This window comes from Nocardia sp. NPDC058705, assembly GCF_042749305.1.
In the GTDB taxonomy this organism is placed as follows: domain Bacteria; phylum Actinomycetota; class Actinomycetes; order Mycobacteriales; family Mycobacteriaceae; genus Nocardia.
On record NZ_JBHYRN010000010.1, the window covers coordinates 1 to 17,184 of the forward strand.

19 protein-coding genes are annotated in these 17,184 nt (G+C 67.8%); 11 read left to right on the forward strand and 8 right to left on the reverse strand.

Annotated elements, in window-relative coordinates:
* Positions 1–255: 255 nt before the first annotated feature.
* Positions 256–576 carry an AzlD domain-containing protein gene (locus tag ACFW6D_RS14325; RefSeq protein ID WP_379239556.1) on the reverse strand — a complete coding sequence of 107 codons (321 nt, stop codon included), beginning with the start codon at positions 574–576 and terminating at the stop codon, positions 256–258.
* Positions 573–1,274 (reverse strand): AzlC family ABC transporter permease, encoded by a 702-nt coding sequence (locus ACFW6D_RS14330; RefSeq protein WP_379328209.1) that lies wholly within the window; start codon positions 1,272–1,274, stop codon positions 573–575. The genes ACFW6D_RS14325 and ACFW6D_RS14330 overlap by 4 nt, the downstream gene beginning before the upstream one ends.
* A gap of 67 nt (positions 1,275–1,341) precedes the next feature.
* On the opposite strand from ACFW6D_RS14330, the gene ACFW6D_RS14335 reads away from it, so the two are divergent.
* Positions 1,342–1,911: a helix-turn-helix domain-containing protein gene (locus tag ACFW6D_RS14335; protein ID WP_379328211.1), complete on the forward strand. Its 570-nt coding sequence runs from the start codon at positions 1,342–1,344 to the stop codon at positions 1,909–1,911.
* A gap of 56 nt (positions 1,912–1,967) precedes the next feature.
* On the opposite strand, the gene ACFW6D_RS14340 is transcribed toward ACFW6D_RS14335, so the two are convergent.
* Positions 1,968–2,681, reverse strand: a complete 714-nt coding sequence (locus ACFW6D_RS14340; protein WP_379328213.1) for an HNH endonuclease — start codon at positions 2,679–2,681, stop codon at positions 1,968–1,970.
* 164 nt (positions 2,682–2,845) lie between these two features.
* Here ACFW6D_RS14340 and ACFW6D_RS14345 point away from each other — a divergent pair, with 164 nt between their 5' ends.
* The 7 genes from ACFW6D_RS14345 to ACFW6D_RS14375 all read left to right on the forward strand — a co-directional run bounded on the left by ACFW6D_RS14345 (position 2,846) and on the right by ACFW6D_RS14375 (position 8,722).
* The gene (locus ACFW6D_RS14345; RefSeq protein ID WP_379328215.1) at positions 2,846–3,259 is read left to right on the forward strand and encodes a globin; all 414 of its coding nucleotides are present in this window, start codon (positions 2,846–2,848) and stop codon (positions 3,257–3,259) included.
* Positions 3,260–3,497: 238 nt separating this feature from the next.
* A complete protein-coding gene (locus ACFW6D_RS14350; protein WP_379328217.1) occupies positions 3,498–5,099 on the forward strand; it encodes an alpha-amylase family glycosyl hydrolase in 1,602 nt (533 codons plus the stop codon).
* 60 nt (positions 5,100–5,159) lie between these two features.
* On the forward strand, positions 5,160–5,438 hold the full coding sequence (locus ACFW6D_RS14355) for a hypothetical protein (RefSeq protein ID WP_194829561.1): 279 nt from the start codon (positions 5,160–5,162) through the stop codon (positions 5,436–5,438).
* Positions 5,425–5,889, forward strand: coding sequence for a DUF5130 domain-containing protein (locus ACFW6D_RS14360; protein ID WP_379328219.1), 465 nt, complete (start codon positions 5,425–5,427; stop codon positions 5,887–5,889). Before ACFW6D_RS14355 ends, ACFW6D_RS14360 begins: the two co-directional genes overlap by 14 nt.
* 195 nt (positions 5,890–6,084) lie before the next feature.
* Complete coding sequence (locus tag ACFW6D_RS14365; protein WP_379328221.1) at positions 6,085–6,951, forward strand: alpha/beta fold hydrolase; 867 nt, start codon at positions 6,085–6,087, stop codon at positions 6,949–6,951.
* Positions 6,952–7,050: 99 nt separating this feature from the next.
* Positions 7,051–8,244 (forward strand): lipase family protein, encoded by a 1,194-nt coding sequence (locus ACFW6D_RS14370; RefSeq protein WP_379328223.1) that lies wholly within the window; start codon positions 7,051–7,053, stop codon positions 8,242–8,244.
* 76 nt (positions 8,245–8,320) lie between these two features.
* Entirely contained in the window at positions 8,321–8,722 is a 402-nt protein-coding gene (locus ACFW6D_RS14375; RefSeq protein WP_379328224.1) for a helix-turn-helix domain-containing protein, read from the forward strand.
* 74 nt (positions 8,723–8,796) lie between these two features.
* Here the strand turns inward: ACFW6D_RS14375 and ACFW6D_RS14380 are convergent, their stop codons facing one another.
* Positions 8,797–9,405 carry a TetR/AcrR family transcriptional regulator gene (locus tag ACFW6D_RS14380; RefSeq protein WP_379328226.1) on the reverse strand — a complete coding sequence of 203 codons (609 nt, stop codon included), beginning with the start codon at positions 9,403–9,405 and terminating at the stop codon, positions 8,797–8,799.
* Between the two features lie 60 nt (positions 9,406–9,465).
* Here ACFW6D_RS14380 and ACFW6D_RS14385 point away from each other — a divergent pair, with 60 nt between their 5' ends.
* The 3 genes from ACFW6D_RS14385 to ACFW6D_RS14395 all read left to right on the forward strand — a co-directional run bounded on the left by ACFW6D_RS14385 (position 9,466) and on the right by ACFW6D_RS14395 (position 12,863).
* Positions 9,466–10,413: a patatin-like phospholipase family protein gene (locus tag ACFW6D_RS14385; protein ID WP_379328228.1), complete on the forward strand. Its 948-nt coding sequence runs from the start codon at positions 9,466–9,468 to the stop codon at positions 10,411–10,413.
* Positions 10,414–10,480: 67 nt separating this feature from the next.
* Positions 10,481–11,953: a flavin-containing monooxygenase gene (locus tag ACFW6D_RS14390; protein ID WP_379328230.1), complete on the forward strand. Its 1,473-nt coding sequence runs from the start codon at positions 10,481–10,483 to the stop codon at positions 11,951–11,953.
* A 76-nt stretch (positions 11,954–12,029) separates the two neighbouring features.
* Complete coding sequence (locus ACFW6D_RS14395; RefSeq protein ID WP_379328232.1) at positions 12,030–12,863, forward strand: SDR family oxidoreductase; 834 nt, start codon at positions 12,030–12,032, stop codon at positions 12,861–12,863.
* Between the two features lie 166 nt (positions 12,864–13,029).
* Here ACFW6D_RS14395 and ACFW6D_RS14400 read toward each other — a convergent pair whose 3' ends face one another.
* The 4 genes from ACFW6D_RS14400 to pepN all read right to left on the reverse strand — a co-directional run bounded on the left by ACFW6D_RS14400 (position 13,030) and on the right by pepN (position 17,154).
* Entirely contained in the window at positions 13,030–13,620 is a 591-nt protein-coding gene (locus ACFW6D_RS14400; RefSeq protein WP_379328234.1) for a ClpP family protease, read from the reverse strand.
* Positions 13,617–13,802: a hypothetical protein gene (locus ACFW6D_RS14405; protein WP_379328236.1), complete on the reverse strand. Its 186-nt coding sequence runs from the start codon at positions 13,800–13,802 to the stop codon at positions 13,617–13,619. Before ACFW6D_RS14405 ends, ACFW6D_RS14400 begins: the two co-directional genes overlap by 4 nt.
* Positions 13,799–14,404 (reverse strand): ClpP family protease, encoded by a 606-nt coding sequence (locus ACFW6D_RS14410; RefSeq protein ID WP_379328238.1) that lies wholly within the window; start codon positions 14,402–14,404, stop codon positions 13,799–13,801. Before ACFW6D_RS14410 ends, ACFW6D_RS14405 begins: the two co-directional genes overlap by 4 nt.
* 158 nt (positions 14,405–14,562) lie before the next feature.
* Positions 14,563–17,154, reverse strand: coding sequence for an aminopeptidase N (gene pepN, locus ACFW6D_RS14415; protein ID WP_379328240.1), 2,592 nt, complete (start codon positions 17,152–17,154; stop codon positions 14,563–14,565).
* Positions 17,155–17,184: the final 30 nt, after the last annotated feature.

Below are 17,184 nucleotides of genomic sequence, written 5' to 3' on the forward strand. Positions count from 1 at the left end.
GCTGGAGGCTGCGCCTCGGACGCAACGGCGGCTAACTCGCGGCCGGGCCGCTACCGCCGCTGCGCGGCGGGACCCTCCTCGAGGTCGGGTCGTGCGGGGTTGGGAGTGTGGGCGCGGCGGCTTCGGGGTGCACTGTGTTGCTGGGAGTGGGGTAGGGGGTGGTTTTTAGCGTGCGGGGTGGGGGAGGGTGGTGATGGTGGATCGGGGTGCAGTAAGTAGGGCGGGTGGGGGTCGGGGTAGGCGGTGTGACGGGGGTCAGTGCACGCCGAGGAGTCGCAGGAGCGCGGTTGTGGTTGCTGCGGCCAGTACGGTGACGAGCAGGGGGGCGCGGCGCCAGGCAAGCACTCCGCCTACGCCGACGCCGGCGGGGAGGGCGATGCCTAGGTGGCCGGAGCCGGTGGGCAGTGTCGCTGTTGCGACGAGCGCCGCCAGCAGGATCAGGGCGCCGGTGTCGAGTAGGTGAATTGCTCTGGGGGACAGGCGTAGTCGGTGACGCATCGCGGGGCCGGTCCAGCGCAGGGCGTAGGTTCCCACGGCCAGGGCCAGCATGGCGGGCAGCAGGTACGGCGCGTTCATGCCCCCACCGCTTCGACGGGCTCGAGGACAGGGGCAGGCGGACGAAGCGCGAACACCAGCCCACCCAGCGCGATCAGCACCGGCAGCCCGGCGGGCACATAAGGCGCGACCACCACCGCCAACCCGGCACCGACCAGCACCGGCCGCAACGTCGCACGATCGCGCAGCGCGGGCAGGATCAGTGCCAGCAGGATCACCGGGAACACCGCGTCCAGGCCGAGCGCGGACGTGTCGGGCACGAGCGAACCGAGTGCGGCACCGAGGGTCGCGCCCAGCGGCCAGCACAGTGCGACACCGATTCCGCAGGCCCAGTACGCTGCGCGTTTGCGTTCCTGATTGCCGGGCGCCGCGGCGAAAGCGACCGACTCGTCATTGAGGACGTGGATGCCGAGAACCCGTTTCCAGCCACTCCCGAACACCTCCGGCGCCGACAATCCGTACGGCAGATGCCGCGCGTTGAGCAGCAGTCCGGCCACCACCGCCGCCAGCGGGCTACCCCCGGCCGCCACGATCCCGAAGAACAGCAGCTCCGATCCACCGGCGAGCACGGTCACCGCCATCACGATCGGCATCCACATCGGGAACCCGGCCGCGATCGTCGACGCACCGTAGGACACCCCGAACAAGCCGACGGCAAAGCACGCCGCGGCTACGGCAGCCACGGTTGTCCGGTCGAGTGTTCGCCAAATCGAACGCATGTTGTTTATATTGAACGCCAGGGGTGGGTAAAGTCAACGCGGTATCGCCAGCCCCCAGGAGGCGCAGATGGACCGGCAGGACCCTGTCGTCGGACCGCCCCAGGCGGTGATCGCGGCCGCGCTTCGACGCGAACGCGCCCGCGCGGGTCTGTCGCTGACCGAAGTCGCCAGCCGGGCCGGCGTCGCGAAATCCACTCTCTCGCAACTGGAATCGGGCACCGGCAATCCCAGCCTGGAAACCCTGTGGGCACTGTGTGTCGCGCTGGAGATGCCGTTCTCGCGGCTGCTCGATCCGCCGCGGCCCAGTGTTCAGGTCATCCGAGCCGACGAGGGCTCGCCCGTTCCGGCGGCAGACGCCGACTATCGAGTGACATTGCTCGCAGCGGGCCAGTCACTGACTCGCTGTGACGTGTACCGCGTCGCGGCCGAACCCGGCCACACCCGCCGCTCGGATCCGCACACGCCCGGCGTCGTCGAACACGTCGTGCTGGCGGCGGGCCGCGCCATGGCGGGCCCGGCCGACGAACCCGTGGAGATGCGTCCCGGCGACTACATCCGCTACCTGGGCGATCTCCCGCACATCTTCGAAGCCCTCGAACCGGGAACCTGGGCGACGATGGTCATCGAAAGCGCCTGAGGGTTATGCGTACCTCCGCCAACGCTGCGGCCGTGCGCGTCTGTGGAACGCTGAGCTTATGCGGCTCCTTCGCCGAGGTACTGCAACCAGATCGGATCCAGGTCGGCGGTGGTGGACAGCAGTCGCCAGTGCGGACCTTTGGGGGAGACCAGTGGATGGCGCAGGTGCCAGCCGAGGTCGGCCAGCATCTTGTCGGCCTTGCGGTGATTGCAGGGGGCGCAGCTGGCGACGCAGTTCTCCCACGAGTGCTCGCCGCCGCGACTGCGGGGGATCACGTGGTCGATGGTTTCGGCTTTGCCGCCGCAGTACCCGCATCGGTAGTGGTCGCGATGCATGAGCGCGGCGCGGGTCATCGGCACGCGGGCGCGGTAGGGCACGCGCACGTAGGTGCGCAGGCGGATGACGGACGGAATCGCGACTTCGGAGCCCGCCGAATGCAGGACCGGGCCTTCGGGATCTTCGTGGACAGCGTCTGCTTTGGCGCAGATCAGCAGCACGACGGCGCGACGCGCGGACAGCGCGGTGAGCGGCTCGTAGGTGGCGTTGAGGAGCAGGACCCGGCGTTTGCGCCATGCGGCGGCGTCGTGGTCTCCGGCGAGATGCAGAGGCGCGGGGATATGCGGCAGGTCGTGATGACCATGTGCGCCCGGATGGGGATCGGACAAGATACGCAGCGGAACAGCCCCCGAGCCACGGTTGTGGACGTCGGCGGGCTGGAGTTGTCGGTGCGTGCGCGCCTCGTGTGAACGGGCGCTCGGTCGCTGCTTCATCTTCTTGACCTCAATTTCATGATTGGCAGGATCATGTGGTATCTGGGGCCGATACTGACCTCAGTTGACCATGGTTCCGGCGGTATTGCACGGCTATTTTTCAAACTTCCGGATGAACTGTGGTTGAAGGGCAGCGCGTTCGTGACCGTGGGGAACGGGGCACAATGGAGCGCGTGAGTACCGGTGAGCAGACAACGACCTCCTTCTACGAAGCCGTGGGCGGCGCGGACACGTTTCGCCGACTGGTGTCGGTGTTCTATCGCGAGGTGGCGGCCGACGAGATCCTGCGTCCGCTGTACCCGGAGGAGGACCTCGGCCCGGCCGAGCGCCGGCTGCGGATGTTCCTCGAACAGTACTGGGGTGGTCCGCGCACCTACTCCGACGAACGCGGGCATCCGCGGCTGCGCATGCGGCACAACCCGTTCGTCATCGGCCCGCTCGAGCGCGACGCGTGGATGCGGTGCATGACGATCGCGGTCGGTGAGATCGAACCCGCGATCCTGGACGACGAGCATCGCAAGGCCCTGCTCGACTACTTCCACATGGCCGCGGCTTCCCTGCAGAATTCGCCGAGCTGATCCCAGGCGTGCACCGCATTCCCGCGGCCTCCCTACAGAACGCCCCGTAGCTGCCTCACCCAGCGTACGGGTGCCCGGTGTTCGCTGATGTCGGGCAGGTAGCCGCCCTGTTTCCCGCCGTTGCGGTCCTTTACCACGATGTTTCGTCACGGCGTGGCGAACGCTGGTTATTTGCGGGATTCGCAGAAAGTCTCGCTCCACAGGATTATCCCGGGCGATCTTTGGCAATATTGCACGTGTGACACAGACACCTGCCTCGCCGGTGCCGGGGGAAGCAAGCACCGCTCCGTGGTGGAAAACCGCCGTGTTCTATCAGGTCTATCCGCGTTCGTTCGCCGACTCCGATGGTGACGGTGTCGGCGATCTGGGCGGGGTCCGCGAGAAGATGGGGTACCTGGAGCTATTGGGTGTAGACGCACTGTGGATCTGTCCGGTGATGCGTTCACCGCAGGCCGACGGCGGCTACGACGTGTCCGATCCACGCGATATCGACCCGCTCTTCGGCGGGCTGGGGGCGCTGGACGAGTTGATCGCCGAGGCACACGACCGCGAGATCAAAGTGACGATGGATCTGGTGCCCAACCACACCAGCATCGAACACGCGTGGTTCACCGAGGCATTGGAAGCCGCGCCGGGCAGCCCCGAACGCGCCCGCTACATCTTCCGCGACGGTCGCGGCAAGGACGGGGCGCAACCGCCCAACAACTGGCCGAGCATCTTCGGCGGCCCCGCCTGGACCAGGATCACCGAGCCCGACGGCAAGCCGGGGCAGTGGTACCTGCACATCTTCGCGCCCGAACAACCCGACCTGAACTGGGACAACCCCGAGGTCGCCGACGATTTCGAGAAGACCCTGCGCTTCTGGCTCGACCGTGGCGTCGACGGTTTCCGCCTCGACGTCGCACACGGCATGGCCAAGCCCGATGGCCTGCCGGACATGGACAAGGTCGAGACCAAGATGCTCGTCCACGACGACGACGATCCCCGCTTCAACAACCCGGGCGTGCACGCCATCCACCGCCGCATCCGCACGGTGATGAACGACTATCCGGACGCGGTGTCGATCGGCGAGGTGTGGGTCGACGACAACCTCCGCTTCGGCGAATACGTCCGCCCCGACGAACTGCACCTGGCATTCAACTTCCGCCTCGCCGAAACCCCCTTCACCGCCCAGGGTGTGCACGACGCGATCACGCACTCGCTCGACGCCGTCGCCGACGCGGGCGCGCCACCCACCTGGACGCTGTCCAACCACGACATCGAACGCGAAGTGACCCGCTACGGCGGCGGTAAGACCGGCGTCGCGCGGGCGCGGGCGATGATGCTGGTCGAACTCGCCCTGCCCGGTGCGGTGTTCATCTACAACGGCGCCGAACTGGGTCTGCCCAACGTCGACGACCTGCCCGACGAGGTCCTGCAAGACCCCGTCTGGGAGCGCACGGGTCACAAGGAACGCGGCCGTGACGGGTGCCGGGTCCCGATGCCGTGGGAGGGCGCGGCCACCCCATTCGGTTTCACCGAGGGCAAGCCGTGGCTGCCGATCCCGGCCGACTGGGCCGATCGCACCGTCGAAGCGCAACTGGAAACACTGCACTCGACGTTGTCGCTGTACCGCTTGGCGATCGACCTGCGCGCCACTCGGCCGGAGTTCGCAGGCCAGACGATCGAGTGGTACGGCAGTCCCGACGGTTGCCTCGCCTTCCGTCGTCCGGGCGGGCTGACCTGCGTACTCAACGCCTCCGACGGTGCGATCCAGTTGCCGCCGGGGGAGGTGCTGCTGTCGAGTGCGCCGGTCGTCGACGACCGGTTGGCGCCGAACGCGGCGGCCTGGCTGGTGTGACACGCGGCCAAGGGGCAGCCGGAGGATGAACTACTACACAGCATCGTCTACCGTTGGAGCGTGAGCATTCTCGAGACAGTGCTGATCTTCGTCGGCATCCCGGCCGCGATCTACTTCGCGATCGCGGGTTTGTCCTATCTCGGTAAGCCATTCCCCGGTGAGAAGCCGGCCCACTTCGCACTCGGGCAGAAGTGGACCCACCGGCCGGTGCTGTGGAGTGCTACCGATGAGGTGACCGCTGCGGCGGGTCACCACACCGCCGAGCCGCATGGCAGTCATGCGGCTCTCGAAACCGCGCATGCGGAGCTGATCGGAGGCCGGGCAAGTGGCAAGTTCTAATTGGCCCGCGGTGGTCGAAGCCGACCTGCCGCACGGGTCCGTCCTCACCAGCAGCGGCCGGGTTTCCGGGGTGCACGAGCCCGGCACCGTGTTCGACGAGGTGCCGTTCACCGATCACGAGCGCATCTCCCTCGACAACGCGCTCACCGAGGCGACTCGGGCCACCAAGGTCCGCTTCAACATCTACCTCGGTGACCTCGGTTCCGATCCGGCGGCCGGTGCCGACGCGATCCTGCCGAACACCCCGGAGTCGGCCGATTCGGTGCTCATCGCCGTGTCCCCGAACCAGGGCGCGATCGAGGTCCGCTCCGGTGCGAACGTGGCCGAGCGCGCCAACGACCGCATCTGCCAGCTCGGCGTCACCGCCGCCCTCGCCTCGTTCCGTCAGGGCAACCTGATCGACGGCCTGATCTCGGCCACCCGCGTGATGGCCGCCGCGATCGGTCGCTAGTCCTCTTCGCTGCCGAACGGCGCGTTCACCTCACCAGGTGAACGCGCCGTTCGTGTTTTGGCGGACCTGGTGTGCGACCGGGCTTTTCCTCGATCTCGAAGTTTTTCCCGATGCGGGAATCAACGTTCCTATCTAACCGTTAAACGCTTGATGAAAGGTTAACCCGTCTGACTCGTCGACATGAGGAGATCCATCATGAGCCACACCCGCCACAACGCCGTCGAGATCCAGGGGCACTCCGTCTTCTATCGCGAGGCCGGGGACCCGACCAAGCCGACTATCGTTCTCCTGCACGGGTTTCCCACCAGCTCGGCGATGTTCCGCAATCTGATTCCCGCCCTCGCCGCGGACTACCACGTGATCGCTCCCGATCACCTCGGCTTCGGCCGGTCCGCCATGCCGCCGGTCGACGAATTCGACTACACCTTCGAAAGACTCACCGAGATCACCCTGGAACTGCTCGACACCCTCGGTGTCGACCGGTTCGCGATCTACATCCAGGACTACGGCGCGCCCATCGGCCTGCGCATCGCCTCGCGCAACCCCGAGCGGGTCAGCGCGATCGTCACCCAGAGCGGCAATGCCTACACCGAAGGATTCACCCCGTTCTGGGAGCCGCTGTTCGCCCACGCCGACGACCGGGCCGCGCACGAACCGCAGATGCGCGCACTGTATGAGCTCGAGGCGACGAAATGGCAGTACACGCACGGTGTTCCGGCCGAGCGGCTGGCCTTCGTCAGCCCCGACACCTGGACCCTGGACCAGGCCTACCTCGACCGCCCTGGCAACAAGGAGATCCAGCTGGAACTGTTCGCCGACTACAAGTACAACCTCGACCGCTACCCCGAGTTCCAGAAGTACTTCGCCGAATACCAGCCGCCGACGCTGATCGCCTGGGGTGAGCACGACGAGATCTTCGGCCCCGACGGTGCCCGCGCCTACCTGCGCGACCTGCCCGACGCCGAACTGCACCTGCTCGACGCGGGCCACTTCGCGCTGGAGACGCACGGACCCGAGATCGCCGCGCTGATCCGCGATTTCCTCGGCAGGGTGTCGAGCTGAGTCCGGCGGACGGTTGGGCATCATGGGGTGCCCAGCCGTCCGGGCGGCATCGAGTAACCTGGTCGGCGGTCTGTCGGCCGTCGGCGTAATGGGGGAAACTTGTACGGACGTACCGCTCGGGTGCTCGTGGTGGCCTGCCTGGCGCTGACTGCCGCGGCCTGCGCCGACGACAGCAAGCCCGTCGAGTTCGCCTCGGCCGCACCCCTTTCCGACTTCTACAATCCCAGCGCGGATTCGATCCCGGGACCGCGTGGTTCGGTGATCCGGTCCCAGCCGCTCACCGGTGGCCACGCCGTGTCGGGGGCTCGTAACTACCTCACGCTGTATCGATCGGTGGACGCGCAGGAGAAGCCGGTCGCGGTGTCGGGGACCCTTGCGGTGCCCGAAGGTGTTGCGCCCGCGGGTGGTTGGCCGCTGATCTCCTGGGGGCCGGGAAGCACCGGGGTCGCCGATGTGTGCGCGGCGTCGCGGTCGGAGGGTTCCACGCCGAGCCGGGATGAGCAGGCCCGCTGGGTGGCCAAGGGTTACGCCGTCGCCAGGACCGACTACCAGGGCTTGGGCACGCCGGGCAATCACGGCTACCTGATCGGTGAGACCGAACATCGCGCGATGGCCGATATCGCCACGGCCGCACGGGAAGTCGACAAATCCGTCGGCTCGCGCTGGGTGGCGATGGGGCACTCGCAGGGCGGCCACGCGGCCTTGTTCGCCGCCGCCGACTCCGCGGGCTGGGCGCCCGCCTCACCACTGCTCGGCGCCATCGCGCTCGCGCCCGCCTCGCATCTGGGCGAACAGGTCCGCATGGCGAAGTGGGCGGCGTCGAACCCGCTGGGCAAGCTCGGCACGGGCGACATCGCGATCTACCTGCCGCTGCTGGTGCGCGGCGCCCAGACGATCACCGATGTCGACCCCCGTCGTTTCCTCACCGACCGCGCGGTGTCGCTGCTCCCGAAGGCCGACACCGAATGCACCGGTGGCCTGCGCGACCAGTGGGGCGGCCTGTCGGCGAAGGACGTCTTCACCACCGACGGCGACCTCTCGGGGCTGCTGCGAGTCCTCGACGACAACGACCCCGGCGGCCTCCACTTCACAGTGCCTGTCCTGGTTCTGCAGGGTCGCTCCGACCTCACCGTCCCACTGGCGTCGACCGATGCGATGGTCCGCGAACAGCAGGGACGCGGCGAATCGGTCGACTACCGCAAGTACGACGACGTCGACCACAGCCACATCGTGTCGGCATCTTTCGCGGACGCCCTCAGCTGGGCCGACGCCCGCTTCGGTATCACGCGGTAATTCGCACATCGGTCCGCGGTTACGCCCAGAGCAGAAGAGGCGGGTGTTTCGGCGCTGACGTCCCTACGCTCGGAGTATGGGCGAGCACAACGGGTTGCGGGTGATTCCTGGCGGACGCGGCGAACGGCAGTCGCGGCCGGAACCACTCTGGCGTGAGGCGCTGGGCGAACGGTTGCGGGCCCTGCGCCTGGAGCAGCGCGCCACGCTCGTCGACACCGCGGGTCGCGCGGGGATCTCGCCGCAGTATCTGTCCGAGGTCGAGCGTGGGCGCAAGGAACCGTCGAGCGAGATGATCGCGGCGCTGGCCGGTGCGCTCGGTACCTCATTGGGCGAACTCGTGGCCCAGGTGGCCGAATCGATGCGCCGACACGCACTCGTGCCGACCGTCGCGGTGGTGCTCGGTGGCCGACGCCAGATCGCGCCCTCCCACGGTGCCCCGATGTCGATCGCACCCAACGCCGTGTTGATGGCCGCCTGACTCATCAGCCGATCAAGATCAACAGGCTCTGGTGGTTTTCCTTCTCGGGCGATACCGCCATGGTTGCCTGGTGATCAACCGTCCAACGTCACATCGGCGGCGGCGATCTGGCTGCGGAGTAGGTCGACGATCGCGCTGATCGGGAGTTCGGGGTCGATCGCGCGCTGCACGCCGAGGCCGATGCCGAGCGAGAGCAGTTGCAGCGCACTGTCTTCGGCTGACATCGGCAGCTTCAAGCCGAGCTGATCCGCCTGGGTCTGGATCACCGTGGCCAGCATCGCGGTGAGGGTGCTTCGGCGTTCGGCGAGTTCGGTGCGCACCTCGGGCATGTGCCGGGTGCTCGTCGCGAACTCGACCTCGAGCGCGGTCCAGCCGACATCGCCGATGTTCTCGTCGGCCCACCGCGCGAAACCGTCGATCCGCTCGGCCATGGTGTCGTGCGCCAGCATCGCGTCGACGAGCGACTGGGCCCGCTCCACATGCACGACGTCGAGCACGGCCAGGCCCAATTCGTGCTTGGTTGCGAAGTTGGAGTACACCGCGCCCTTGGAGAATCCGGCCTCGGTGGCCACCTTCTCCAGTGAGGTCACGTTGTAGCCGTCGGCCATGAACAACCGCTTCGCGGTCTCGACCAGCCGTTCACGAGTGAGTGCGTGTGACTCCTTGCGCGTCATCCTGGCCATATGCGGGAGTTTAGCAAAATGGGCTACCGCCGGAATTCGAATACCGTTAGTATTCGAATCATGACAACACGACGCGGTCTCGCCATCGGTTGCGGCGGCCTGCTCGGCTTCGCCTGGACCGCTGTTGCCCTCGACGCCGTCGAACGCGCCATGAACTGGGATGTGCGCACCGCCGATGTCCTGATCGGCACATCGGCCGGCGCGGAGATCGTGGCCGCACTCGGTTCCGGCCGGACGCCGATCGACCTGCTCGCCGCCCTCGACGCCACCCCCGGCGCCGACGCGGTGCTCGCGCAACACGTGGCGGTGGACCCGGGCAAGCTGCCGCCGCTGCCCGGCCTCGGCCTACCGGGGCCCGGCCTGATCGGCGCCGGTGTGCGCGCTGGGTCGCCCTACACCGCGCTGGCCGGCCTCCTACCCCGCGGTCGCGGCGACGCCGGATGGCTGCGCGCCTACGGCCGAGCCCTGGCAGGCGCCGACGACTGGGTGAGCCACCCTGCCACTTGGCTGGTCGCCGCCGACGCCTCCACTGGTGCGCGGACCGCGTTCGGTGCGCAGGGCGAAACACCCGCCGACTTGGGCGAGGCAATCGCCGCGTCATGGGCGATCCCCGGCTGGTTCCCGCCTGTGCGGATCGGCGGGCGGTCCTACGTCGACGGCGGGTCGGTGTCGTCGGTGTCGGCTGATCTGCTCCTGCCGCTCGAACTCGACGAGGTGGTGATCATCGCGCCGATGACCTCGGCGGGTGGCGCACCGGCGACCGGCCTGGACCGCGTCGAGCGGCTGCTCCGCGCGCAGATGACCCGCGGCCTCGACCGCGAAGTGGCCTTGCTGCGGGCCGCGGGTACGCGCGTGATCCGGATCGAACCGGGCCCCGGTGAACTCGCCGCGATGGGCCCGAACTTCATGGACTCCGCTCGCCGACCGGCCACCCTGGCTGCCGCTCGGCGAGACGTCCCAGCCCGGCTCGCCGAGGCGATCCGCACCGCCCACCGCGAATTCGCATGATCGGCGGCCGGCGACCGACCAGTTGCGCCGGCACCGTTCCACCTGCATCGCTCGAAGGAGAAATCTGATGACCCAGCACCACGAAGTAGTCGTGATCGGTGGCGGGATCTCCGGCATCTGCGCCGCGATCAAGCTGGTCGAGGCCGGCGTCGATGACGTGGTGATCGTGGAGAAGGCCGAAACATTCGGTGGCACTTGGCGTGCCAACACCTATCCCGGCTGCGCGTGCGATGTACCGTCCGGCCTGTACTCGTTCTCCTTCGCGCCCAACAGCGAATGGTCGCGACTGTTCGCGACCCAGCCCGAGATCCTCGACTATGTCGACACGGTCGCCCGCGAGCACGGGCTGGCCGAACGCACCCGCTTCGGAGTAGCGGTACTCGGCAGCCGGTGGGACAGCGCCGAGAACCTCTGGCGGATCGAGACCAGCGAGGGTGAGCTGACGGCGCGCTTCGTCGTCTCGGCCGCAGGCCCGTGGAACGAACCGAACCTTCCTTCGATCCCCGGCCTTGCCGAATTCCCCGGCGAGGTCTTCCATTCCGCGCGCTGGAATCACGACTACGACCTGCGCGGCAAGCGGGTCGCGGTGGTCGGTTCCGGTGCGTCGGCGGTGCAGTTCGTGCCCGCGATCGTGCCCGACGTCGCGCGACTGCACCTGTTCCAGCGCACCGCCCAATGGGTGCTGCCGAAGCTCGATCATCGCGTACCCGGCTTCGAGAAGCGGGTGATGCGACGATTCCCCTTCGCGCACAAGGCATTGCGCTCGATCGAGTACGGCATGATGGAAGGTCTCGGCGTCGCGTTCCGGCACCCGAGGCCGCTGATGCAGACCGTGCAGGCCGTCGGTTCGGCGTATCTGCGTGCGGTGGTGCGTGATCCGGCACTGCGGGCGAAACTCACCCCGGACTATCTGCTCGGCTGCAAGCGAATCCTGTTCTCCAACAGCTACCTTCAGTCGCTGACCCGCGCCAACGTCGACGTGCACGCCACCGGGGTCACCGAATTTCGCGGCAACACCGTGGTCGGCGCCGACGGCACCACCGCCGAGGTCGACGCCGTCATCCTCGGCACCGGCTTCCACATCCTCGACACCCCGCTGGCCGAGATCGTGCGCGGCGCCGACGGCCGGACGCTGGCCGAGCACTGGAACGGCTCGCCCGAGGCCTATCTCGGCACCGTCACCACCGGTTTCCCCAACGCCTTCACCGTGCTCGGCCCCAGCCTCGGCACCGGTCATTCGTCGGCGTTCGCCATTCTCGAAGCCCAGGTCGCCTTCCTCGTCTCGGCGATCGAGAAGGCCCGCCGCGTGGGCTGGGCGGCGCTGGATGTGCGTCCCGAGGTGCAGGCGCGCTACGTCGACCAGGTGCAGGCCGCACTGGCCGGCACCGTCTACAACGCGGGCGGCTGCCACAGCTATTACATGGATGCCAACGGCCGCAACAGTTTCAGCTGGCCATGGTCCACCGGCGAACTCACCACCCGCGTCGCCACCTTCGACCCGACCGACTTCACCATCACCCACGCGCCGGTGCCCGCATGAGCCCCGACACCACGCGAGTTGCCCGCACGCAGGGCGCATCATCCATCAGCGTGAACGTTCGACGAGAGGCCACGATATGAGCTACCCACGGATCGACCTCGAAGGCGCCACCATCGCGATCACCGGCGCCGCCCGCGGCATCGGACTCGCCACCGCCAAAGCTTTCATCGAGGCCGGCGCGTACGTCGCACTCGGTGACCTCGACGAAGCGCTGGCCGTGCAGGCCGCCGCCGACCTCGGCGAGCACGCGATGGGCCATGCCCTCGACGTCACCGACAAGACCTCCTACGCAACGTTTCTCGACGCGACCGCGCAGTGGCGCGGCCCGCTGGACGTGCTGGTGAACAACGCGGGCGTGATGCCCAACGGCCCGTTCCTCGACCAGTCCGACCGCATCGACCAACTCACCATGGACGTCAACGTCTACGGCGTCATCCACGGCATGCGGTTGGCACTGCCGGGCATGGTCGAGCGCGGCTACGGCCACGTCGTGAACATCGCCTCGCTGGCAGGCAAGTTCCCGCTCAAAGGTCTCGCCGTCTACAACGCCAGCAAGTTCGCGGTGGTCGGTCTGACCGCGGCCACCCGGCTGGAGATGGACGCCACCGGGGTGAGCGTGAGTGCAGTGCTGCCGTCGGCGGTGCGCACCGAGCTCAGCTCAGGCATCGACTACGGCATCCTGCCCGCCGTCGACCCGGAGGACATCGCCGCCGCCGTGGTCCGCACGGTCAAGACCCGTGCGGCCGAAACGGCGGTCCCCGGGTATGTCGGCGCGCTGGCGAATGCCGTGGGGTTGGTCCCGGAGTCGGTGATGCGCGCTGTCCGCAAGGCCGCCCACGACGACGCCGCCATCACCCGGGTGGACGACGATGTCCGCCGGGTCTACCTGGACCGCATCGAAAAGCAGTGAGTGCCGACGCCGCCTCGGTGCAGTCTCCGTCAGAGCGGCTGGTGCACGGAGTCCGGCGCTCGGACCGTACCGCCACGCTGGACGGTCACTCTTCGGCGATTCGGTCGATATTCGGACCGATCCGGGGTGGAAATGTCCGTCCAGCGTGGTCTCGTAGCTCGGCCGATCACTCGCGTTCGTGCAGAACTCGGTCGACCAGGCCGTAGTCGAGCGCGGTGTCGGCGGTGAAGACGCGGTCGCGGTCGGTGTCGCGGCGCAGAGTTTCCGGGGTCTGACCGGTGTGCTTGGCCAGGATCGCCTCGATCGCCGCACGCATGCGGACGATCTCGTCGGCCTGCAGGATCAGGTCCGGGATGGTGCCCTGACCGCGAGTCGCGGGCTGGTGCAACACGATTCGCGTGTGTGGGAGCATCGCGCGATGGCCGGGTGCGCCGCCCGCGAGCAGGACCGCACCGACCGCGATCGCCTGGCCGACGCAGGTGGTGTGCACGGGGGCCGTGATGAATCGCATGGTGTCGTAGACGGCGAGCATGGCGGAGAGGTCGCCGCCCTCGCAGTTGATGTAGAGGCTGATCGCCTGGCCGGGGCTGTCGGATTCCAGGTGCAGGAGTTGGGCGATGAGGGCGTTGGCGACGCCGGAGTCGATGGGGGTGCCCAGGTAGACGATGCGCTCGCTGAGCAGGTGTGAGTAGATGTCGGTGATCCGCTCACCGCCGCCGCGGTGCTGGGACACCACATTCGGGATCGTGTAGGTCATGCGCTGGCCTTCCTGAGGTAGCTGAACGACGTGGAGTACGGGAGGTCCGCTGCGGCGAGTCCGCCACCGAACGGCACCGAGGCGACGATGCCCACCCCGCGCTGTGGGCCCTGCTCGCGGTCTGTGGCAGCGAGTACCTTGCGCGTCAGCGACGGGAACCTGTGTGCGGCAGTGTTTCTCATGTGGTGATCCCGATGCGGTGGCGGTTCGGGATGACCTGGTCGAACGATTCGACGATGTGGTCGATGAACCCGTAGTCGAGGGCTTGGGGTGCGGTGAACCAGCGGTCGTGCAGGGAGTCCTCGTAGATGCGGTCGAAGGGTTGGCCGGTGTCGGCGGCGATGAGGCCGAGCACGGTGTCGACGGTGTGGCGCAGGTCGTCGGCCTGTACTTCCACTTCTACTGCGCTGCCGCCGATTCCCGCTGAACCCTGGTGCATGAGGACGCGGGCGTGCGGTAGGGCGTACCGCTTGCCGGGGGTGCCCGAGGACAGTAGGAATTGTCCTGCGCTGCACGCCAATCCGAGTGCCAGGGTGGATACTTCGCAGGGGACGAGTCGCATCACGTCGCGGATCGCCAGCATCGAGGGGACGGAACCGCCGGGGGAGTGGATCCACAGGGAGATTCCGGCTTCGGGGCTCTGGGCGCCGAGGGTGAGTAGTTGGGTGATCAGCAGGGTGCCGTTGTCGTCGTCGAGGGGGCCGTCGAGGACGAGGATGCGGCGGGCGAACAGTTGCTCGCGGGTTCGCCAGGTGAACATCGGGGGTTTTTCGTCGTGTGCCATGAGTCCACGGTGCCTCGCGCGCAGAAGGTTTCGCCGCCGATGCTGCCGTCAGCGGATCTGCTCACAGCAGCGAGCCGACTTACCGCCGTCGCCGGTCCCGGACACGACGAGAGCCCGGCGTGCGAAACCGCACTACCGGGCTCTCGGAGTCGAACTACTTACTTCGCGTCGAATTCTCTTGCGCGGAGGGAGCGTTCGATGCCTGCTCGGCCTTCGGAGACCAGGCGGTAGAGGGCGGGTGGGTGGTTGCCTGCGAGGAAGTCGTCGGCTTTGGTTACTGCTTCTTCGGTGATCGCCCAGTGGGGGTAGAGGCCGATGACGACGGTTTGGGCTACTTCACTCGAGCGGCGGTCCCAGACGGCGGGGATCTCGGCGAAGTACTTGTCCACGTAGGGGGCGAGCAGGTCGCCCTGGCCTGCGGGGGCGAAGCCGCCGACGATGGCGCGGGCGGTGATGTTGGGGACCGAGTCGTCGCCCATCACGGTGTTCCAGGCCTGTGCCTTGACCTCGGCGATCGGGCGTGCGGTGGCGGCGGTGGCCGCCTGGCGCTTGCCTGCCGCGGTCGGGTCGGCCTGCAGTTCGGCGTCGATGGTGGGGGTTTCGATGCCGTCGGCGTCGATCCGGCCGCCCGCTGCGAGGGCGGTGACGACGCGCCAGCGCAGGTCGGTGTCGATGGTGAGCCCGGCCAGACCGGCTGCGGTGGGGTCGCCGTCGAGCAGCTGGGCCAGCACGTCGAGGTGGCGTGCTTCCAGCTTCGACCCGGTCAGCGCGTTGACGAAGGCCAGCTGGTAGTCCGAACCGGCCTCGGCGGCGCGAGCCAGTTCGAGCAGCCGGTCGGCGTAGGCCGGCCAGCCTTCCTGGTCGGCCCACGCCGGGTCGGCGTAGCTCGAGATGGCGGTGGCGGCCTGCATGAGCAGGCGCTGCACCACCCCGATCTCGGATTCGGAGCCGATCCCGCGCTGCACGAGTGCCACGAAATCGCGGGCCTTCATCTCGGCCTGCCGGGTCATCTCCCAGGCTGCCGACCAGGCCAGGGTGCGCGGCAGCGAGTCGGCGATGTCACCGACGCGCTGCACGACCACGTCGAGGGAATCGGGGTCGAGACGCAGCGAGCAGTAGGTGAGGTCGTCGTCGTTGACCAGCACCAGCGCACCGCGCGGCACGCCGACCAGTTCGGGTACCTCGGTGCGCCCGGCGGCGTCGAGGTCGAGCTCGACTCGCTTGGTGCGCACCAACTTTCCGTCGACATCGTCGTAGACGCCGATCGCGATCCGGTGCACCCGATACTCGCCCGCACCGGGCGCCGCGCCTTCCTGCACGACCGCGAAGTTCGCGAAGGTGCCGTCGGCAGCGACGGTGAAATCGGGGCGCAGGATATTGAGCCCGGTGGTCTTGAGCCACTGCGCGCCCCAGTCGGACAGGTCACGCCCCGACGCCTTCTCCAGCGCGGCCAGCAGATCGTCGAAAGTGGCGTTGCCGTAAGCATGTTCGGCGAAGTAGTCGCGCAGTCCGGCCAGGAACGGCTGCAGCCCCACGTAAGCCACGAGCTGCTTGAGCACCGAAGCACCCTTGGCGTAGGTGATTCCGTCGAAGTTGACCTCCACCGCGTGCAGGTCGGGGATGTCGGCGGCGATCGGGTGGGTCGAGGGCAGCTGGTCCTGGCGGTAGGCCCAGGACTTCTCCACATTCGCGAAAGTGGTCCAGGCACTGGTGTATTCGGTGGCTTCGGCCTGGCACAGCACCGAGGCGAAGGTCGCGAACGACTCGTTCAACCACAGGTCGTCCCACCACTTCATGGTGACCAGGTCGCCGAACCACATGTGCGCCATCTCGTGCAGCACGGTCTCGGCACGACGCTCATACGACGCGCGGGTCACCTTGGACCGGAACACGTAGTCCTCGAGGAAGGTGACCGCGCCCGCGTTCTCCATCGCGCCCGCGTTGAACTCGGGCACGAACAGCTGGTCGTACTTGCCGAACGCGTACGGCACACCGAAGTTGTTGTGGTAGAACTCGAAACCCTGCTTGGTCTCGGTGAACAGCCGCTCGGCGTCCATGTACTCGGCCAGCGACGCACGGCAGTACAGGCCAAGGGGGATCTCACCGCTGGCATCGCTGAACGTGTCGGACCACTTCGCGTACGGTCCCGCGATCATGGCGACCAGGTAGGTGCTCATCCGCGGCGTGGTGGCGAAGGTGTGGCGCACGACGGCGCCGACCTTGTGCTGCTCGATATCGGCACCGTTGGAGATGACCGCCCAGTCCTCGGGCGCGGTGGCGACGATGTCGAAGGTGGCCTTGAGATCGGGCTGATCGAAGCAGGCGAACATCCGCTTGGCATCGGCGGTCTCGAACTGCGAGTACAGGTACACATTGTCGTCGGTCGGATCGACGAACCGGTGCAGGCCCTCGCCGGTGTGCGAGTACTCGCAGTCGGCCTCGACGACAAGTTCGTTGTTCTCGGCCAGCTCCGGCAGCGCGATCCCGGTCGACTCGTCATAACCACTCACGTCGAGGGCCACCCCGTTGAGCACCGCCGACCGCACCCGCGCGGCCACCAGATCGATGTAGGTACTCGCCCCGGCAGTGGCGGTAAAGGCGACCGTGGTCTTGGATCCGAACGTGTCCGACACCTCGGACCCGGCACCGCGCGGCTGATCGGTGAGGTCGAGTTCGATCCGGTAGTTCCGCACGGCCACCACGGCCGCGCGTTCGACCGCCTGGTCGCGGGTGAGATTCGGGGCAGACATTGATCTCCTTCGTCGTCGACGAACACGGCA